The organism is Butyrivibrio sp. AE2015 (assembly GCF_000420825.1).
In the GTDB taxonomy this organism is placed as follows: domain Bacteria; phylum Bacillota; class Clostridia; order Lachnospirales; family Lachnospiraceae; genus Butyrivibrio.
In genome coordinates this window covers 48,382-66,776 of record NZ_ATVR01000017.1, presented here as the reverse complement: position 1 = coordinate 66,776, position 18,395 = coordinate 48,382, and the positions used below count along the sequence as shown (strand labels likewise).

General features: G+C 40.5%; 15 protein-coding genes. 4 read left to right on the top strand and 11 right to left on the bottom strand.

What is annotated here, in order from left to right:
* Nucleotides 1-46: 46 nt before the first annotated feature.
* The 4 genes from tnpB to G585_RS0109825 all read right to left on the bottom strand — a co-directional run bounded on the left by tnpB (nt 47) and on the right by G585_RS0109825 (nt 2,902).
* Nucleotides 47-1,150, bottom strand: a complete 1,104-nt coding sequence (gene tnpB, locus G585_RS0109840) for an IS200/IS605 family element RNA-guided endonuclease TnpB (RefSeq protein WP_022774695.1) — start codon at nt 1,148-1,150, stop codon at nt 47-49.
* Nucleotides 1,151-1,274: 124 nt separating this feature from the next.
* Nucleotides 1,275-1,493 (bottom strand): hypothetical protein, encoded by a 219-nt coding sequence (locus tag G585_RS0109835; RefSeq protein ID WP_022774694.1) that lies wholly within the window; start codon nt 1,491-1,493, stop codon nt 1,275-1,277.
* Nucleotides 1,494-1,499: 6 nt separating this feature from the next.
* Nucleotides 1,500-2,135, bottom strand: a complete 636-nt coding sequence (locus tag G585_RS18945) for a helix-turn-helix domain-containing protein (RefSeq protein ID WP_022774693.1) — start codon at nt 2,133-2,135, stop codon at nt 1,500-1,502.
* A 224-nt stretch (nt 2,136-2,359) separates the two neighbouring features.
* A complete protein-coding gene (locus G585_RS0109825; RefSeq protein WP_022774691.1) occupies nt 2,360-2,902 on the bottom strand; it encodes a phosphoglycerate mutase family protein in 543 nt (180 codons plus the stop codon).
* Nucleotides 2,903-3,138: 236 nt separating this feature from the next.
* Between G585_RS0109825 and G585_RS0109820 the strand changes: the two genes are divergently transcribed.
* From G585_RS0109820 to G585_RS0109810, 3 genes are all read left to right on the top strand, one after another.
* On the top strand, nt 3,139-4,242 hold the full coding sequence (locus G585_RS0109820) for an RNA-splicing ligase RtcB (RefSeq protein ID WP_022774690.1): 1,104 nt from the start codon (nt 3,139-3,141) through the stop codon (nt 4,240-4,242).
* 205 nt (nt 4,243-4,447) lie between these two features.
* Nucleotides 4,448-4,744: a hypothetical protein gene (locus G585_RS0109815; RefSeq protein WP_022774689.1), complete on the top strand. Its 297-nt coding sequence runs from the start codon at nt 4,448-4,450 to the stop codon at nt 4,742-4,744.
* A gap of 25 nt (nt 4,745-4,769) precedes the next feature.
* A complete protein-coding gene (locus G585_RS0109810; protein ID WP_022774687.1) occupies nt 4,770-5,501 on the top strand; it encodes a Fic family protein in 732 nt (243 codons plus the stop codon).
* 15 nt (nt 5,502-5,516) lie between these two features.
* On the opposite strand, the gene G585_RS0109805 is transcribed toward G585_RS0109810, so the two are convergent.
* Entirely contained in the window at nt 5,517-6,719 is a 1,203-nt protein-coding gene (locus G585_RS0109805) for a reverse transcriptase domain-containing protein (protein ID WP_022774686.1), read from the bottom strand.
* Complete coding sequence (locus G585_RS0109800; RefSeq protein WP_022774685.1) at nt 6,713-7,732, bottom strand: hypothetical protein; 1,020 nt, start codon at nt 7,730-7,732, stop codon at nt 6,713-6,715. Before G585_RS0109800 ends, G585_RS0109805 begins: the two co-directional genes overlap by 7 nt.
* 178 nt (nt 7,733-7,910) lie before the next feature.
* Here G585_RS0109800 and G585_RS0109795 point away from each other — a divergent pair, with 178 nt between their 5' ends.
* Entirely contained in the window at nt 7,911-9,296 is a 1,386-nt protein-coding gene (locus tag G585_RS0109795; protein WP_022774683.1) for a radical SAM/SPASM domain-containing protein, read from the top strand.
* Between the two features lie 592 nt (nt 9,297-9,888).
* Here the strand turns inward: G585_RS0109795 and tuf are convergent.
* The 5 genes from tuf to rpoC all read right to left on the bottom strand — a co-directional run bounded on the left by tuf (nt 9,889) and on the right by rpoC (nt 18,336).
* Nucleotides 9,889-11,079: an elongation factor Tu gene (gene tuf / locus G585_RS0109790; RefSeq protein WP_022774682.1), complete on the bottom strand. Its 1,191-nt coding sequence runs from the start codon at nt 11,077-11,079 to the stop codon at nt 9,889-9,891.
* 137 nt (nt 11,080-11,216) lie between these two features.
* Nucleotides 11,217-13,334, bottom strand: coding sequence for an elongation factor G (gene fusA, locus G585_RS0109785; RefSeq protein ID WP_022774680.1), 2,118 nt, complete (start codon nt 13,332-13,334; stop codon nt 11,217-11,219).
* A 46-nt stretch (nt 13,335-13,380) separates the two neighbouring features.
* A complete protein-coding gene (gene rpsG, locus G585_RS0109780) occupies nt 13,381-13,851 on the bottom strand; it encodes a 30S ribosomal protein S7 (protein ID WP_022774679.1) in 471 nt (156 codons plus the stop codon).
* A 165-nt stretch (nt 13,852-14,016) separates the two neighbouring features.
* Nucleotides 14,017-14,436, bottom strand: a complete 420-nt coding sequence (gene rpsL, locus G585_RS0109775) for a 30S ribosomal protein S12 (protein WP_013281753.1) — start codon at nt 14,434-14,436, stop codon at nt 14,017-14,019.
* A 171-nt stretch (nt 14,437-14,607) separates the two neighbouring features.
* Nucleotides 14,608-18,336, bottom strand: a complete 3,729-nt coding sequence (rpoC, locus tag G585_RS0109770; protein WP_051142984.1) for a DNA-directed RNA polymerase subunit beta' — start codon at nt 18,334-18,336, stop codon at nt 14,608-14,610.
* Nucleotides 18,337-18,395: the final 59 nt, after the last annotated feature.

Sequence of the window (18,395 nt, the reverse complement as noted above, 5' to 3'; positions counted from 1 at the left end):
CCACAAGCGTTTGGTTCGGCACAGCCCGTGCCGACCTTGTTATTCGTTAAGCTGTCATACGTAGTGACAGACCCATTTTTAGTATGTTTTTTGCAGCATTACCATCACGATCATGATATGTGCCACAAACAGGACATCTCCACTCTCGGATACTGAGATTTTTGATATGAGGATTCTGATATCCGCAACAGTTACAAGTCTGACTACTTGGATAGAATCTCGGAACCTTAATTATCTCAGAACCATAGAAAGATGCTTTGTATTCAAGCATATCAAAGAACTTAGACCATGATACATCGCTTATAGATTTAGCGAGTTTATGATTACGAACCATTCCTTTTACATTAAGGTCTTCAATGCAGATAATTTGGTTTTCTTTTACCAGCTTTGTAGATTCTTTATGTAAGAAGTCGTTTCGTTGATTGGTAATCTTTTCGTGAATTCTTGCAACTTTAATACGCTGCTTATTCCAATTTGCTGAACCTTTAACCATTCTGGAAAGCCTGCGTTGTTCCTTAACAAGTTTCTTTTCAGATTTAGCCAAAGTTTTAGGGTTGGAAATCGAATTATCATTACTATCTGTATAGAAGGTTTTGACACCAACATCCAATCCAACCATACAGCCATCATTGGAATAGAATACATCAGGTACTTCAACATTAAGTACACAGAAATATTTCCCACTTGGAGCTTGTTTGATGGTAGCGTTGTTGATTTTACCATTAACAGACATTGAAATCTTAGATTTTACATATCCAAGTTTAGGAAGTTTGATATATTTTCCTACAACTGAAATATTACCGCCAACATTTTGTGTGCGATAGCTTTTGTTATGATTGTGCTTTGATTTGAATTTAGGAAATGAAGCTCTCTTTGCAAAGAAGTTCTTGTATGCCTTATCTAAATCTCTAAGAGATTGCTGCAAGGCAATAGAATCAGCTTCTTTGAGCCATGAATACTCTTCAGTTCTCTTCATGTTAGTGAGCATGGAATTAGTTTCTTTATATCCAATAGAATTACCATTCTTGTATTCTTCTATGCGAAGAGCAAGACCTGAGTTATATACAACTCTTGAACATCCAAATGTTTTTTGAATGATGGTTTCCTGTATTCTGTTTGGATAGATTCTAAATTCCATCCCTTTTAACATTGATTATTTCCTCCAATTCAATCACTCTAGTCAGTAGCCAAATTACATAATCAGGCTTATCTCGCTTAGGCGAGATGCTAAAAGTAAAACGACTTTCATCCTCGAAGCTAAAGCTCCAAGGTTTTCAGCCGTGGGAGATTTTATAAAGTCTATAAATTGTCTGTCGTGTAATTTGTTTACTGATTACATCACCTGTCTCATGCGCATGTTTCTGAAGATTATAAATCTCAGTAAAGCCTTCTTTTCTAATTATCACAATCGGATCAGAATAGAACAATGTTCCTTCTTTTTCCAATATACAAAGCTCATATCCTAAAAGCTTCTTTAATACGATGCAAGCCATTAACTGTCACTCCCAAGCAGGTATCATCTCAATCTTCTGACTATTCCACATATCTATAAGCAGGACTTTATGTTCCTTGTACCATGCTTCTATAACAGGAATCACATATTTCGAAAAGCCACCTTTTATAGTTCCTTCCTTAAGCCGGATGCTTCCCTGAATATTATCGTCCAGATAATTTATATCCACTGATGGACTCCCTTTAAATGCTGAATCCATGAAAATCTCAACATCACAAAACTCTGCAATTTTAACCATAGACTTATTCTCAGTTCTGTCAATATAGCCAGACTCAGATTTCTTTTCTATTGCACGACGTGCATACTCAAGAAGATGCTCTCTTTCAAGCCAGTCCATATCATTAAACAGTTCTATCAGTTCTCTTTCTTCAGTACCCTTCGGAATAACCATATAGTCTACATTCCTTCCTCTATCACTGTCTTCAGTAACTCCGGATAAAAGATATTCAGGAGTTACCTCGAGTGCAGCACAAATTACCATAATCTTATCAGATCCGGGATTAGTATTCTTCTTGCGCCAATCACTTATGGTAGTTGTAGAAATACCGGTTCTAAGCGAAAACTCTTTCTGAGTCATATGTCGTTCTTCCAACAAGTAGAAAATCTTCTGTCCTATTGTCATATTGCACCTCTTGAATAATCGTTAATTACGGATTAATGATATCATCAGAAATTAAAATCGTCAATTACGGATTAATGGATCAAAAAAGAACTCCAAGGCTTAAAGCTCTTTATATCTATTTGAAAAGCCTTGATTTTACGTGGTTTCTGTTCGCATATATCTCATGTTTCGCTACATTTTGGGTGGTTTTTGAAATTTTTAGAGCCATTTCATTGCTTTTCCCCTTAATAGTTTCTTGTAAGTAAAATCACTTCTCCATTCCTATAGTTCACTCGCTCTTTATCTACTTTGAAGCCCACATTCTTCATTATTCTAATCAAAGTATGCATAAAGAAGCCATGTGTGATTATAGCGCAATCTTCATTACGCTTTATTATCATGTTCACAAACTGCTCTGCTCTCTTAGAGGTCTGCTTCCTGCCTTCAGGTTGTCTTTTATTTCCGATTAGCCACTGCAGCCTTCCTAGAAAATTCCAAACACCCAACGGCAAACGTATTGCTATATCAAATCCTGAATGAAGCGGAACCTCATTTAGCAGTGCTGTCCTATTGAAATCCCCTTCTCCAAATATCTCTTCAGCAGTTTTGAGAGCCCTGTCAAACTCGCTAATATAAATCTTTTGAATATCATCATTCACTGTATCTACAGATGCCTTATCAATCGGAGCTTTGTCATATAACGCACATTGCTCATCAAACTCAGCAGATGTGCACCACTTTTTCCAGTCATGAAGTACTTTTCCATGCCTAATTATCATTACTCTCATAGAATAGCTGCCATTCCCCAACATCTCCCGATATTATAGTTTTAAAACTGCAATTAATTCTTCTCCGTCCACATCCCCAGTTTCTTCAAATCCAAAAGACTCATAAAGGAAATGCTTGGTGACAGACAGGTATGTAGCATTAATATACCACATCACATTATTAAAAATGTGTAAAATAAATTAAAATAAAATTATCTCAGATTACTTTAAATGTATAAATTGCTATAATTTTTCTTATGAAGAAGATCATATTCGGAAGCGATGCACAAGCGCTGATTTATGCCAAAGAATACTCTGATAAAGTCCATGAAAACCTGACGGAAATATGCTCACATGGATTTATCAGCGACAGACATGTCTGCATTATGCCTGATGCTACTGCCAATAGCGACGGGACAATTACCGGCTTTACAATGCTGTTCAAAGATGCAGCCGTAATGGGACTTGAGTATGGTGCAGGATGTGGGATCTGTTGCTACGATATAGGTTCCAATCAGATTGATTTTGAAAAGCTGGATGGCATCTGCCATGAGTTCCCGACACAAAAAGATGAGATATTTCTGACTACCCAATATGAATTTGATGTTTCTAGATTCAGGCTCCCGGATGCCACCACCCGCTTTCGTTTTCTTTCGTTTTCACTAGGATCTCTTGGTGGCGGTAACCACTTCATAGAGATTGACAGAGACTTGGGCGGACGGAACTACCTCATTGTGCACAACGGCGTGGAAGGGGTTTCTGCCGCTGTCCTTAGGCATTATCTTGAACTTGCACTTCATAAGGCCGGCAAATCGATGGATATGCCCTATCGCCTTGAAGATACTCTTTTATCAGGAGAAGACCTTGATGACTACCTGCACGATATGCAGCTTTGCATAGAGCTTTCAAAAAAAAACAGGGCATTTATTGCAGAACAGATCATCAAAGAAATGTCATTCACCGTCAACGATAAAATTGATATCTGTCATCACTATACTGACCTTTCGGATAATATTGTAAGGCACGGAGCCATCTCAGCACATGAAGGCGAAAAAGTCGTAATACCGGTAAACAGCAGGGATGGAACCATCCTCGGCATAGGAAAGGGAAATCCTGAATGGAACTTCTCGGCCCCCCATGGAGGCGGTCGGAAATTCAGCAGAAAAGAAGCAAAAGTAAGAATAGATTTCAAAGAATATCAAAGTGCTCTTAAAGAAGTCTACTCCACAACTGTCTGCAAAGAGAACATTGACGAAGCTCCCATGGCCTACAGAAGTATAGATGAAATCGCAGAGGAGATCACAGACACTGTAGAAATAAAGAGCATCCTTGTTCCTTTATATAATTATAAAGGATATTGATAACACTCAGGTATTTGCACATTTACAAATGTGTGAGTATATACAGCAGAGAAAGCGCGCATATAGCGCATCTGCCCTGCGGCAAATCAAAACTCCGTTACCGGAAAGGGCCTGGCAGATGGCCTGAGTTTTGTAAAGAACGCATAATATGACATCGATTTGTCTTTCTCTGCCCACTTTTCTTAAATCGAAAGGAGAAAATGTAATGAAAAAATTTAAGATGTCAGAATTAACCCCCGCAATCATGAAAGACCTGATTAATCTTAAATCCCCTGAAGAGTTTTTAAACTACGCTAAGGAGAACGGTTATGATCTTAGCCTGGAGGAAGCAGAGAAACTTTTCAAGCAGTTTTCAGAGACTTTTAAGAGCGTTGAATTAGGTGATGAGGAGCTAGATAAAGTAACCGGCGGCGCTGATTGTGAAGGTCAGAAGTTTGATTATGTTTCTACTGATCCGGAGGCAAAAAAATCCTGGCACGAATTGCGACAAAGCAATCTTTGATAACTAACCATGGAGCAACAAGCAGATGCCTCAATGTGTTAACAACAAGATAATCGAGGATAGTCGTATTTCCATTTTATATGACCGGGATACAAAGCTCTATGAAAGCCTTCCGGACAATATAAAAAGCTCTTCTCACCTTTTGCTGGCATTTCCTTTCGTCCACCAAAAGCACAGATTAAACGAACTAAATGTACTTAATTGGATAGGGAAAAACAGTCAGGCAGCCTTTGACAAATATCTTATCCTAAAGCTGTACGACATCCTGACTTTGGGAACAGACCTTGAAAAAAGCAGGTTCAAGACCTCTGTCATCAACATTTATAATGGCGAAAGCCTTGTATATGTAACCGCTTCCCCCGAGGATACTGAAAAGGAAATCGATCTGCTATGCAAAAGATATTCACATCTGAATCAGGCTAACCCGGAGCATTTTGAAGACATATTCAGGTGCACCCTGGAGTTCATCTGTATCCACCCAATGTCTGATGGTAATGGTCGTATGTCGGTACTGCTAAAACAATTCCTGCTCTATAAGTTCGGACTTAAATGCGCCACACTGATTCCATTGGATGCGGTTCAGAAAGTGATATATGGTGAGGCCAATTCAGTGGCAATAAGAAAGGCTTCAGGTGTATTTTACGGGCAAAAGCCCTACACGTTCAGGGATTACTCTCTTCTCATGATGGACATTCTGGAAAAGTCCTATGACTATCTGGAGCTTGCTAAAAATGAAGCAATCAATCTATCACAATGAATGTCAATGCTGAGGCTATTTCTTGCATGAAATAGCCTCATAGTATTCGCGGACAAGACTCTTATAACCCCATTTACTTAATTCCTTGTAGGAAACCTGATATTTCTTTCTTCCTGTAGTTCCTGCTGCAGCTCCTCTTATGAGATCTGTTAACATCCTGTCTATTTTCTTAAGAGACTTATCCGTTGTAATAAAACTGTACCTCTGAGTAATTTCTATATCACTCTTTAAGGTCTCAATCCACTGTATCATCCGAAACAGGACTATTTCTTTTGGCAATATTTTCTTTCTCTGTAAAATTGCCAGCTTCCTTGCCCGCTTTCTTATTCTTCTCTCAATATAGGCAAGGTAATCCTCTGAAAGATCAATACTACTCCCCTCAACTATGACGCCAAGATGTTCAAAACGCTCTCCGGGGAAGAAAATGGAAGTCTTCATGGGGTGCATAGTCAGCCCTTTTTTATCAAATATATTTTTAGTCTTTCCAATAAGTCCATCAAGTTTTTCTCTACTAGCTGCTCCTATTAAGATATCATCACCAAAGCGTGAGTAATAATCGGCCTCTTTCTCCATCAGACTGTCCAGATCTGTCAGATAAATATTTTCAAACAATCCTGAAAATGAAAGACCATCTTTTGTCACCGGAGCATCTTCATAAAGCACGTCATCCAAATAGTAAGTATTTCTTTTGACATACCACTTCAGGAAGGCGCAAAGCTCTATATCCTGTGCAAAAAAGCTATCCAGAAGGTGACACATTTCCTTTTCCACAATGCTTCGGCCATAGCTCTTAATATCTGTCTTAAAGAGATAAAGATCCTTAAAATTGCTACAACTTCGAATAGATTCCAGGCTTTTATACTGATTTCCTCCAATCTTAAAAGAGTATAAATCCTTTGAAAATTGAGCTGAATACCTCAGAAGTATTCCATAGTTTATAAGCCTGATAATTGTCTTTTGCTCAAAAGGAAGTGAAAATATCAGCCTCTCCTTCCCGCCAATATTTCTCTTTTTTGCTGTAAATTCGTCAAAATAATAATTTCCCTCCTTTAGCATCTGAATGTCTCTTAGGACTATTTCAGATAAAAGATATGTTTTAAGCGCAGTTCTTTCATCCCCTGATAAGTTCGTTCCTTTTGAAAACCTCTCCAGAGCAGACTGCCTGGTCTCAGGCAATGATGCAATTTTAAAAATATCTTCAGTATATTTTTCTAACATGTTGTCTCACCAATGACATCATAAATAAACTCATCTGCAGAAGAAACTCCGGCAGGATCATTTATATGTATCATAACTTCGTAGTTTTGATTAAGGCCATGGCCGGTGGCATTCATGGAGCCAAGATAAAGATCAAACCTGTCCTCACGCCTTCTTAAAAAGAACTTGGCATGAACATACTTTTTGTTGCCGGGCATAAGAAAAACAATACAGGAAGAATTTCCTGCTACGGCCTTTAATTCGTCAATAACCGTCTTATTTGATATAACAACAACTCTTCCATTTTCTCTTTTACCTAATAAGGACATCTGTAACAATTTATAATCAATGAACGGTGAGCAAATGACGAGCTCATCATAGTCCCTGCACATTGCAAAGATACTGTTGTTTAACCTGTTTATCAGCATGGCCCCGGGAAAAAGTGTGACAATGCGATAGTCATCGCTTTCCCACTTTCCGTCTATGGCAAAAGATACTTTTTCAAGCCTTTTGTTCAATTCAAGTACTTTGTCTGTTGTTTCATATTTCAGTTGGCCAGTATCTTTTTCGTTCATGCAGTCTGTAATTGCTTCAAGGTAGGACATGAGCCACAGTGCTCTTTGGTCATCTTCTTTACAGGGCACAGACCTGAGCATGACCCCGATCTCCAGGTTTTCAAAGGAGGATATGTTTCTGCTCCCGATAACAAGGCGGTATTCATAATCACCTGTTTCTGAAATATATTCAAAGAGCCACACCTTACCATGATTTATTACCAAAGGGTAATCGGGGTTTCCGGAAGGCAAAGTAATATCAATAATCTGACTTTGCAGCACCTCTTCCCTCTTTTGCCCCGCCGGGCCTTCAAGAAAATCTCCTCCTCCGTAAAAGATAAGGAATCTATCCTTGTCTCTCTGACCTGCAAGCATTTTCTTAAGGACATCTACTTCCACATCATAGGTCGTGACTATGGCAATATTCAATTTGTAGTTTTCCGGTAGCACCGGGAAAACGGTCATATCATTTCTTTCCATGCTCTGTTTCCCAATCACACTTCATGCAGCATTCTGATAAATATAGTATACGGCGCAATCCGAACTACTGCAAAATTTGGTATACATATAATCTTTTTATGGATAATAACTGTTTGAATGCATTCCACTGAAAGCTTATAATTGAATATATCTATAAAAAATCAGGAAGGCAGATGCTATGGCACCATTTTTACTAAATAAGGATATTGCTCTCAGGTCCTGGAATAAACTTCCCTTTGCCTATTACAGAAGAGGTGAGAATCTTCCGCATGTTATTGATAGGAGGGATTTTACCACTCTTCTTTATTGCGATGGAACTGAAGATATTGAAGAAAATGAAATAACTTCAAAGTTACTTAAGGAAGGCATTATCATCAGAAAAGAAAATAAAGATGAAAATCTTCTTTCCTGGCAGCAATTCAGATACTGTAACAATGATGTTACTCCTTCCTTGAATATTGAGATAACCCAAAGGTGCGACTGCAACTGCAGACATTGTTTCAATGCCACTGGGAACAATACTCCAAAAGAGGAGCTCACTTTTGAAAATATCCTTAAGATCCTTGATGACGCACAAAAATGCGGTGTGTTTGCTCTTACAATAACCGGAGGCGAACCTCTTATCCGCAAGGATTTCAAAGATATCGTTGATGCTATCGATGAAAGAGGAATGTCCATTCGTGAGCTTAATACCAATGGATCATTTTTGACAACAGATATTCTCGATCATTTTAAAGAACATGGTGACAAACCACTGATTAAAATCTCTTTTGACGGAATCGGATACCATGATGCTTTGCGTGGAAACCCGGGGATGGAGGAAAAAAGCCTTTATTCCATTAAACTTGCTGTGAAAAGCGGATTTCAGGTTATGGTGCAAATGAATATCAACAAAGAGAATCTTAGCACCATTATCCCATCCCTTGAGATGCTTGATGAAATCGGCGTATCAACAACCCGGATAATTCGCACCATTGAAACTCCCCAATGGGCAAAAAACGGCGTCAGTGCTACCCTCTCCTGGGAGGAATACTATGAGAATGTTCTGAATATACTTAAGGACTATTGCAGTAAAGATCATAAAATGAAGATCATTTCCTGGCTGTTCCTGACAGTTGATCCGGTATCAAAGAGCTACAGGACAGGCTATGAAAAGTTCACAACAAAAAAGTATAATTCCAGGCTTCCGTTATGCTCAGCCTGCAAAGGAATGCCTGCCATAGGTTCTTCCGGAAAGATCTATCCCTGCATGCAGATGTCAGGATACTTTGACTTAAAAGGAATTGATGATGGAAATGTATTAAAGACAGAGCTCATTGAGCTTCTAAACAAAGGAGCTTACCATGACAGGACCTATATGACGGTAGAAGAGCGCCTTTCAAAAAATGAAAAATGCCGCTCCTGCTCTCATTATGAAAAATGTGCCGGCGGCTGTCCCGCTCTTGGTCTATTATACAGCGGACAATATGCGCACTACGATCCATCTAAATGCCTGATATATGAAAATGGATTTGATATTAAGGCTGCAGAACTGTTAACTTCATTAGGCTACGACGCAAAATGAGCCCCATTTCAATCTTCACGTTGACAGGCACCTATGTGGTCAACTTAAGGCTGAAAGGCAGATAAATACTGACTTTCAAGCCTTTTTATTTTGCAAAAAAAACATTAAAAATCCTTAAAAAACACTTGACAAAGGTATCCAATGATAATTCTTTTTTAATGTCCTGACATCTTCAAAAAAGAATTTATCAGATTTAGAAAGTATATGTTTTTCAAGCTTCAGCTCCGCCAATTTGAAAATACAAATACTCATTTTTGTATCTTATCAAATATCACAACTGTCACACTTCTGTTTATAAGCTTTTTTTGTATCTTTACAGGCATTGATTTTTATGGCACCGTTTTGGTACCAGTAATCATCATTTCGATAATTTTATACACAAAAAGGGGTTCCAAGCCGAAGCTTGAAACCCTTTATAAGTTTAGTGTTTATGCAATCCGATAAGTCGGCTTTGAGCCGCTCCGTAACCGAAATCTTCGATTTCGCTTACTAGCGCGGGGCATTCGCCCCATGTACGTAAAAAAAGAGACTTGGAAATGCAAGCATTCCAAGTCTCTTATATTTACGTACGCGCGGCTCAAAGCCGTAAGCTTTACTCTACGATTGTAGCAACCTTACCTGATCCAACTGTACGTCCACCCTCACGGATAGCGAACTTAAGACCCTGCTCCATAGCGATAGGGTGAATAAGCTCGATGCTCATTGTTACGTGGTCACCAGGCATGCACATCTCAACACCTTCTGGAAGGTTGCAGACACCTGTAACGTCAGTTGTTCTGAAGTAGAACTGTGGTCTGTAGTTTGTGAAGAAAGGAGTATGACGGCCACCCTCGTCCTTTGTAAGAACGTAAACCTCAGCAGTGAACTTTGTATGGCAAGTTACTGTACCAGGCTTTGTGATAACCTGTCCTCTCTGGATACCATCACGGTCAACACCACGAAGAAGAAGACCAACGTTGTCACCAGCTTCGCAGAAATCCATAGTCTTACGGAACATCTCGATACCTGTAACAACAGACTTAGATGTCTCTTCCTTAATACCAACGATTTCGATTTCTTCGTTAAGGTTAAGTGAACCTCTCTCTACTCTACCAGTAGCAACTGTTCCACGTCCTGTGATTGTGAATACGTCCTCAACAGGCATAAGGAAAGGCTTGTCGTTCTCACGAGTAGGTTCAGGAATGTATGAATCAACTGTATCCATAAGTTCCATGATCTTATCGCCCCACTCAGACTTAGGATCTTCAAGAGCCTTAAGAGCTGAACCACGGATGATAGGTGTATCATCTCCAGGGAACTCATACTCTGTAAGAAGGTCTCTGATCTCCATCTCAACGAGGTCAAGAAGCTCAGGATCGTCAACCATATCGCACTTGTTCATGAATACGATGATGTAAGGTACACCAACCTGACGTGAAAGAAGAACGTGCTCCTTTGTCTGAGCCATAACACCATCAGTAGCAGCAACAACAAGGATTGATCCATCCATCTGAGCTGCACCTGTGATCATGTTCTTAACGTAGTCAGCGTGGCCTGGGCAGTCAACGTGAGCATAGTGTCTCTTCGCTGTCTCGTACTCGATGTGAGCAGAGTTGATTGTGATTCCTCTTTCCTTCTCTTCAGGAGCCTTATCGATCTGATCGAATGCTACTGCAGGGCTGAATCCTCTATCAGCAAGTACTGCTGTGATAGCAGCTGTAAGAGTTGTCTTACCATGGTCAACGTGACCGATTGTACCAATGTTAACGTGTGGTTTGGTTCTGTCAAACTTAGCTTTTGCCATTTCTAAATATCCTCCTTAGTGAAATGTTAATAAACATTTACATACATAATTTAACCGACTATATCGATTATATTAAATGTTTGCCGCTAAATCAAGCAAAAAACTTGATTTAGTCAGCATACATTTACTTTTTTTCATCAATTGCCCTTGTTAGAAAGGACTTTCTCCTGAACATTCTTAGGAACTGGAGCGTACTTCTCAAAGAACATTGAGTAGTTACCACGTCCCTGTGTTCTAGAACGAAGGTCTGTAGCGTATCCGAACATCTCAGCAAGAGGCACATGTGCTCTTACGATCTTTCCGCCGCCGAGATCATCCATACCTTCAACCTGTCCACGACGAGAGTTAACGTCACCGATAACATCTCCCATGTACTCTTCAGGCATAGTAACCTCAACCTTCATGATAGGCTCAAGAAGTACAGGAGCACCCTTAGCCATAGCATCCTTGAATGCCATAGATCCAGCGATGTGGAATGCCATTTCTGATGAGTCTACTTCATGGTAAGATCCATCATAAACTGTAGCATGAACACCAACTACTGGATATCCGCCAAGTGTACCAGCCTTCATAGCCTCTTCGATACCTTCGCTGATTGGCTGGATGAATTCCTTAGGAATAGCACCACCAACAACTTCGCTATCAAACTGGTAAAGGTTGTCGCCGTTAGCATCCATAGGCTCGAAACGAACCTTACAGTGTCCGTACTGACCACGTCCACCGGACTGCTTAGCATACTTAGACTCAACGTCTACAGCCTTTGTAAGAGCTTCTCTATAAGCAACCTGAGGAGCACCTACGTTAGCCTCAACCTTATACTCTCTAAGAAGTCTATCAACGATGATATCAAGGTGAAGCTCACCCATACCAGCGATGATTGTCTGACCTGTTTCAGGGTTTGTATGAGCTCTGAATGTAGGATCTTCTTCAGCAAGCTTCATAAGAGCCTCATCAAGTTTCTGCTGACCAGCCTTAGTCTTAGGCTCGATAGCAAGCTCAATAACAGGATCAGGGAATTCCATAGACTCAAGGATAACTGGGTTTTTCTCATCGCAGAGTGTATCACCAGTTACTGTATTCTTAAGACCTACTGCTGCAGCGATATCACCTGAATATACTTTATCAAGGTCAGAACGCTTATTAGCATGCATCTGAAGAATACGTCCAAGACGTTCCTTGTTGTCCTTTGTGCTGTTAAGTACATATGATCCAGAATTAGCTGTACCACGATATACACGGAAGAATGCAAGCTTTCCAACGAATGGATCGCTGACAATCTTGAATGCAAGAGCTGCGAATGGGCCATCATCTGTTGACTCAACCTCAACTTCATTGCCATCCATGTCTGTACCCTTACAAGCAGGGATATCAAGTGGTGAAGGCATGAACTCGATAACAGCATCGATAAGTTTCTGGATACCTCTGTTCTTGTGGGCAGAACCACAGCAAACAGGGAATGCCTTACATTCGCAAGTTGCCTTACGAAGTGCAGCCTTAAGAGCATCTACAGAAGGCTCATTACCTTCAAGGTACTCCATCATAAGATCTTCATCAAGATCGCAGATCTTCTCAACGAGCTCTGAGTGATAAAGCTCAGCATCATCCTTAAGATCAGCAGGGATCTCACCAATAGTAACATCCTCACCCTTATCATCATTGTAGATGTAAGCCTGCATCTCGAACAGGTCAATGATACCCTGGAACTGATCCTCAGCTCCGATAGGAATCTCGATCATGATAGCGTTCTTTTTAAGTCTGTTACGGATCTGCTCAACAGCTCCGAAATAGTTTGCTCCGATGATATCCATCTTGTTGATGAATGCCATACGAGGAACATTAAATCCATCAGCCTGACGCCAAACGTTCTCAGACTGTGGCTCAACGCCTTCTTTTGCGCTGAATACACCTACAGCGCCATCAAGTACACGAAGTGATCTCTCAACCTCAACAGTAAAGTCAACGTGACCAGGAGTATCAATGATGTTGATACGGTGCTCAAGAGCGCCTGGTTTAACTTTACCATTCTGCTGAAGTGTCCAGTGGCAAGTTGTAGCTGCAGATGTGATTGTGATACCTCTTTCCTGCTCCTGTTCCATCCAGTCCATGGTAGCAGTACCTTCGTAAGTCTCACCAATCTTATAGTTTACACCGGTATAATAAAGGATACGCTCTGTAAGAGTTGTCTTACCAGCGTCGATATGAGCCATAATACCGATGTTTCTGGTTCTCTCCAATGGGTATTGTCTATCAGCCAAAGGTTCTTCCTCCTAAATAAATATAAACGAAACTCTCACCAATAGATTAGAATCTGTAGTGTGAGAATGCCTTGTTTGCCTCTGCCATCTTGTGCATGTCTTCTTTTCTCTTTACAGCTGCACCAGTATTGTTGTATGCATCCATAATCTCTGAAGCAAGTCTATCTACCATAGTCTTCTCGCCTCTAGCACGTGAGAAAGTTACAAGCCAACGAAGTGCGAGAGCCTGACGTCTGTCTGGTCTAACCTCGATAGGTACCTGATATGTAGCACCACCAATACGTCTAGCCTTAACCTCGAGAGCAGGCATGATGTTGTTCATAGCTCCCTCGAAAATTTCAAGAGCAGGCTTACCAGCCTTCTCCTCTACCTGTGCGAATGCACCATATACGATCTTCTGAGCAACGCCCTTCTTACCATCAAGCATTACCTGGTTAACAAGCTTAGTAACAACCTTGTTATCGTATAAAGGATCCGCTAATACGTCACGTTTTACAATATGTCCTTTACGCGGCACGGTTCTTCCCTCCTTTAGAATTGCAATGATCAGTAAAGCTCACTGCTTACTATAAATCATCGGTACTCACTAATTTAGTGTACGTGCGGTATATTTACTACTTTATATATCTGTATATATAGAATAGAACACCAACACTTTTAAAAAATTAGATTTGTTAATAGATTACTTTGACGCCTTTGGTCTCTTAGCGCCGTACTTTGAACGAGCCTGTTTTCTGTCGGCTACACCTGCTGTATCAAGAGTACCTCTGATGATGTGGTATCTTGTACCAGGTAAATCCTTAACTCTTCCACCACGGATAAGAACAACGCTGTGCTCCTGAAGGTTGTGTCCCTCACCAGGAATATAGCTTGTTACCTCGATGCCGTTTGAAAGACGTACTCTGGCGATTTTTCTCAGAGCAGAGTTAGGCTTTTTAGGGGTTGCAGTCTTAACAGCTGTACAAACACCACGCTTCTGTGGAGAAGCTGTTGCAGTAGCTTTCTTGTGTAAAGAATTGAAGCCTTTCTGCAAAGCAGGTGCTGTAGACTTCTTAACAGATGTCTGACGACCCTTTCTAACTAACTGGTTAAATGTTGGCATTCTTTTTACCTCCTATTTTGATAAAAACACTTGGGCGAATACACCCTAAATATATGCATATAGCAAAGGGGCATAGTATCCCCTTTGCTTACACACGCAATTATGAATTATAAATACTATTATTTTAGTTGTCAACTAAATTTTTTATGACAACTCTTTTGCAAAAACTTATCAGTCCTCGTCTGAAACTGATACTTCATCGTCATCGATATCGAAATCAGCACCATCTGCTAAATCATCATCAAAATCTCTTCTCTTTTTCTTGAGAATGAGCTTCTCAGGATCTTTGAAATTAGCATCTGTATTAAGAGCTGTATTTCTATATCTCTTCATACCTGTTCCGGCAGGAATCAGCTTACCGATAATAACGTTTTCCTTAAGTCCAATAAGTGGATCAACCTTACCCTTGATAGCTGCATCTGTGAGAACCTTTGTTGTCTCCTGGAATGATGCTGCTGAAAGGAATGAGTTTGTAGCAAGAGCTGCCTTGGTGATACCAAGGATTACCTGCTTACCTTCTGCAGGTCTCTTTCCTTCATTAGTAAGTGCTTCGTTAGTATCTTCAAAATCAAGTACATCTACAAGAGTTCCTGGAAGGAAATCTGTATCTCCACTCTCATCGATTCTTACTTTCTTAAGCATCTGACGTACAATAACCTCAATATGCTTATCACAGATATCAACACCCTGCAGACGGTATACTCTCTGAACTTCTCTTAAGAGATAATCCTGTACTGCACGGATACCCTTAATCTTAAGAAGATCATGTGGGTTAACTGAACCTTCAGTAAGCTCATCACCAGCTTCAATTGTCATTCCATCCTGAACCTTGATACGTGATCCATAAGGAATGAGGTAAGCCTTTGATTCACCAGTTTCATCGTTAGTTACGATAACTTCACGTTTCTTCTTGGTGTCTCTGATCTCTACCTTACCATCAAGCTCAGAAATAATAGCAAGTCCCTTAGGTTTTCTAGCTTCGAACAACTCTTCTACTCTAGGAAGACCCTGTGTGATATCACCACCGGCAACACCACCAGTATGGAATGTTCTCATAGTAAGCTGTGTACCAGGCTCACCGATTGACTGAGCAGCGATGATACCAACTGCTTCACCGACCTGAACTGCCTCACCTGTTGCCATGTTAGCACCGTAACATTTAGCACAGATACCGTTGTGTGAACGGCATGTAAGTATTGTACGGATCTTAACTGCCTCTACAGGCTGTCCCTTAGCATTAACACCTACTGAAAGGATCTTTGCTGCACGTGATGGAGTGATCATGTGATTCTTCTTAACGATCACATTTCCATCTTTATCTTTAATAGTCTCACATGAATATCTTCCTGTGATTCTATCCTTTAATGGCTCGATTGTTTCCTTGCCATCCATAAATGCTTTAACTGTCATTCCAGGAATAACTTCCTTGTCTGCACAGCAGTCAATATCACGGATAATAAGTTCCTGTGATACATCGACCATTCGACGTGTAAGGTATCCTGAATCGGCTGTACGAAGGGCTGTATCTGACAGACCTTTACGAGCACCATGCGCTGACATGAAGTATTCCAAAACGTCAAGACCTTCACGGAAGTTTGACTTGATAGGAAGTTCGATTGTACGACCTGTTGTATCAGCCATAAGTCCACGCATACCAGCCAGCTGTTTGATCTGCTGGTTACTACCACGGGCACCAGAGTCAGCCATCATGTAAATGTTGTTGTACTTATCAAGACCAGCAAGAAGCTCATCAGTAAGCTTTTTATCTGTTTCCATCCAAGTATCAACTACTGCACGGTAACGCTCTTCGTCAGTAATAAGACCACGACGATAGTTAATTGCTATCTTATCAACTGTAGCCTGTGCTTCATCAAGCATTTCCTGTTTCTGTTTAGGCACTGTCATATCAGCGATAGAAACAGTCATAGCTGCACGTGTTGAATAGTGGTAACCTGTAGCTTTGATCTTATCAAGAACTTCTGCTGTAGCAAATGTTCCATGTGTATTGATCATAGCAGTTACGATCTGTTTAAGCTGCTTCTTACCTACCATGAAGTCAACTTCGAGCTTAAATGTATTTTCAGGAACTGATCTATCTACAAAACCAAGATCCTGAGGAATGATCTCATTGAAGAGGAATCTTCCAAGTGTGGACTCAACAATACCTGTCTGAACTTCGCCATCAGCATTTGTTCTGTCCATTCTGATCTTAACTCTTGTCTGCAGTGTGCAGTATCCATTCTCATATGCAAGAATAGCTTCATCAACGCTCTTGAAGAACTTACCTTCTCCAAGTGCTCCAGGTCTCTCCTGTGTCAAATAGTAGATACCAAGTACCATATCCTGTGTAGGAACGTTAACTGGGCCACCATCTGAAGGCTTAAGAAGGTTGTTAGGAGCAAGCATAAGGAATCTACACTCAGCCTGTGCCTCTACTGAAAGAGGAAGGTGTACAGCCATCTGGTCACCATCGAAGTCGGCGTTGAAAGGTGTACATACAAGTGGGTGAAGCTTAATAGCCTTACCTTCTACAAGAATTGGCTCAAATGCCTGAATACCAAGTCTGTGAAGTGTGGGGGCACGGTTAAGCATAACCGGATGCTCTTTGATTACATCTTCAAGAACATCCCAAACCTGCTCATCAAGTCTTTCTACAAGCTTTTTAGCATTTTTAATATTCTGTGATATTCCTCTGGAAACAAGCTCTTTCATAACAAAAGGCTTGAACAGCTCGATAGCCATTTCCTTAGGAAGTCCACACTGATAAATCTTAAGTTCAGGTCCTACTACGATAACTGAACGTCCAGAATAGTCTACACGCTTACCAAGAAGGTTCTGACGGAAACGTCCTGACTTACCCTTAAGCATATCTGAAAGAGACTTAAGAGCTCTGTTACCAGGCCCTGTTACAGGTCTTCCTCTTCTACCGTTATCGATAAGTGCATCAACAGCTTCCTGAAGCATTCTCTTCTCGTTACGTACGATGATATCAGGTGCACCGAGATCAAGAAGTCTCTTCAATCTGTTATTTCTGTTGATAATTCTTCTATAAAGATCATTAAGATCTGATGTAGCAAAACGTCCACCATCAAGCTGAACCATAGGTCTGAGATCTGGTGGGATTACAGGGATGCAATCCATGATCATCCAAGCTGGATCATTGCCAGACTCTCTGAAAGCTTCAACAACTTCAAGACGCTTGATGATTCTTGCTCTCTTCTGTCCGCTGGAAGTATCAAGACCTTCTTTTAATTCCTGATACTCTGCTTCAAGGTCAATAGCCTGAAGGAGCTCTTTGATTGATTCAGCACCCATTCCTGCACGGAATTTGCCGCCCCACTCTTCTCTGGCATCCTGATATTCTTTCTCTGAAAGAACCTGCTTGTATTCAAGTGTTGTCTCACCTGGATCAAGAACTATATATGATGCAAAGTAAAGTACTTTCTCAAGTACACGAGGAGATAAATCAAGAATGAGTCCCATTCTGCTGGGTATTCCCTTGAAATACCAGATATGTGATACAGGAGCTGCAAGCTCGATGTATCCCATTCTCTCACGACGTACGCTGCTCTTTGTTATTTCAACACCGCAACGGTCGCAGACAACACCCTTATATCTGATCTTTTTATATTTTCCGCAGTGACATTCCCAATCCTTTGTAGGTCCAAATATTCTTTCGCAGAAAAGACCATCTCTTTCAGGCTTGAGTGTTCTATAGTTGATTGTCTCAGGCTTTGTAACTTCACCACTATGTGGATCGTTATCAATTCTGTGAGCCCAGCTTCTGATCTTTTCAGGAGAAGCAAGTCCAATCTTAATAGAATCAAATGTCATAGGCTGATAAGTCTGCTGCTGCAAACTGCTTCTTCCGCTAGAAGCTTCATTTATTGCTTTATTCATGGTTGAATCAGACATTCGTAACCTCTTTTCTTTATGTTAAACGCTAATTAACAGTCACA

Coding starts and splice junctions, on each gene's coding strand:
- G585_RS18945 (WP_022774693.1), bottom strand. CDS start 2,135: ATGACAATAGGACAGAAGATTTTCTACTTGTTGGAAGAACGACATATG.
- G585_RS0109820 (WP_022774690.1), top strand. CDS start 3,139: ATGAAGAAGATCATATTCGGAAGCGATGCACAAGCGCTGATTTATGCC.
- G585_RS0109805 (WP_022774686.1), bottom strand. CDS start 6,719: ATGTTAGAAAAATATACTGAAGATATTTTTAAAATTGCATCATTGCCT.
- G585_RS0109825 (WP_022774691.1), bottom strand. CDS start 2,902: ATGAGAGTAATGATAATTAGGCATGGAAAAGTACTTCATGACTGGAAA.
- tnpB (WP_022774695.1), bottom strand. CDS start 1,150: ATGTTAAAAGGGATGGAATTTAGAATCTATCCAAACAGAATACAGGAA.
- G585_RS0109800 (WP_022774685.1), bottom strand. CDS start 7,732: ATGGAAAGAAATGATATGACCGTTTTCCCGGTGCTACCGGAAAACTAC.
- G585_RS0109795 (WP_022774683.1), top strand. CDS start 7,911: ATGGCACCATTTTTACTAAATAAGGATATTGCTCTCAGGTCCTGGAAT.
- G585_RS0109815 (WP_022774689.1), top strand. CDS start 4,448: ATGAAAAAATTTAAGATGTCAGAATTAACCCCCGCAATCATGAAAGAC.
- rpsL (WP_013281753.1), bottom strand. CDS start 14,436: ATGCCAACATTTAACCAGTTAGTTAGAAAGGGTCGTCAGACATCTGTT.
- rpoC (WP_051142984.1), bottom strand. CDS start 18,336: ATGAATAAAGCAATAAATGAAGCTTCTAGCGGAAGAAGCAGTTTGCAG.
- G585_RS0109835 (WP_022774694.1), bottom strand. CDS start 1,493: ATGGCTTGCATCGTATTAAAGAAGCTTTTAGGATATGAGCTTTGTATA.
- G585_RS0109810 (WP_022774687.1), top strand. CDS start 4,770: ATGCCTCAATGTGTTAACAACAAGATAATCGAGGATAGTCGTATTTCC.
- tuf (WP_022774682.1), bottom strand. CDS start 11,079: ATGGCAAAAGCTAAGTTTGACAGAACCAAACCACACGTTAACATTGGT.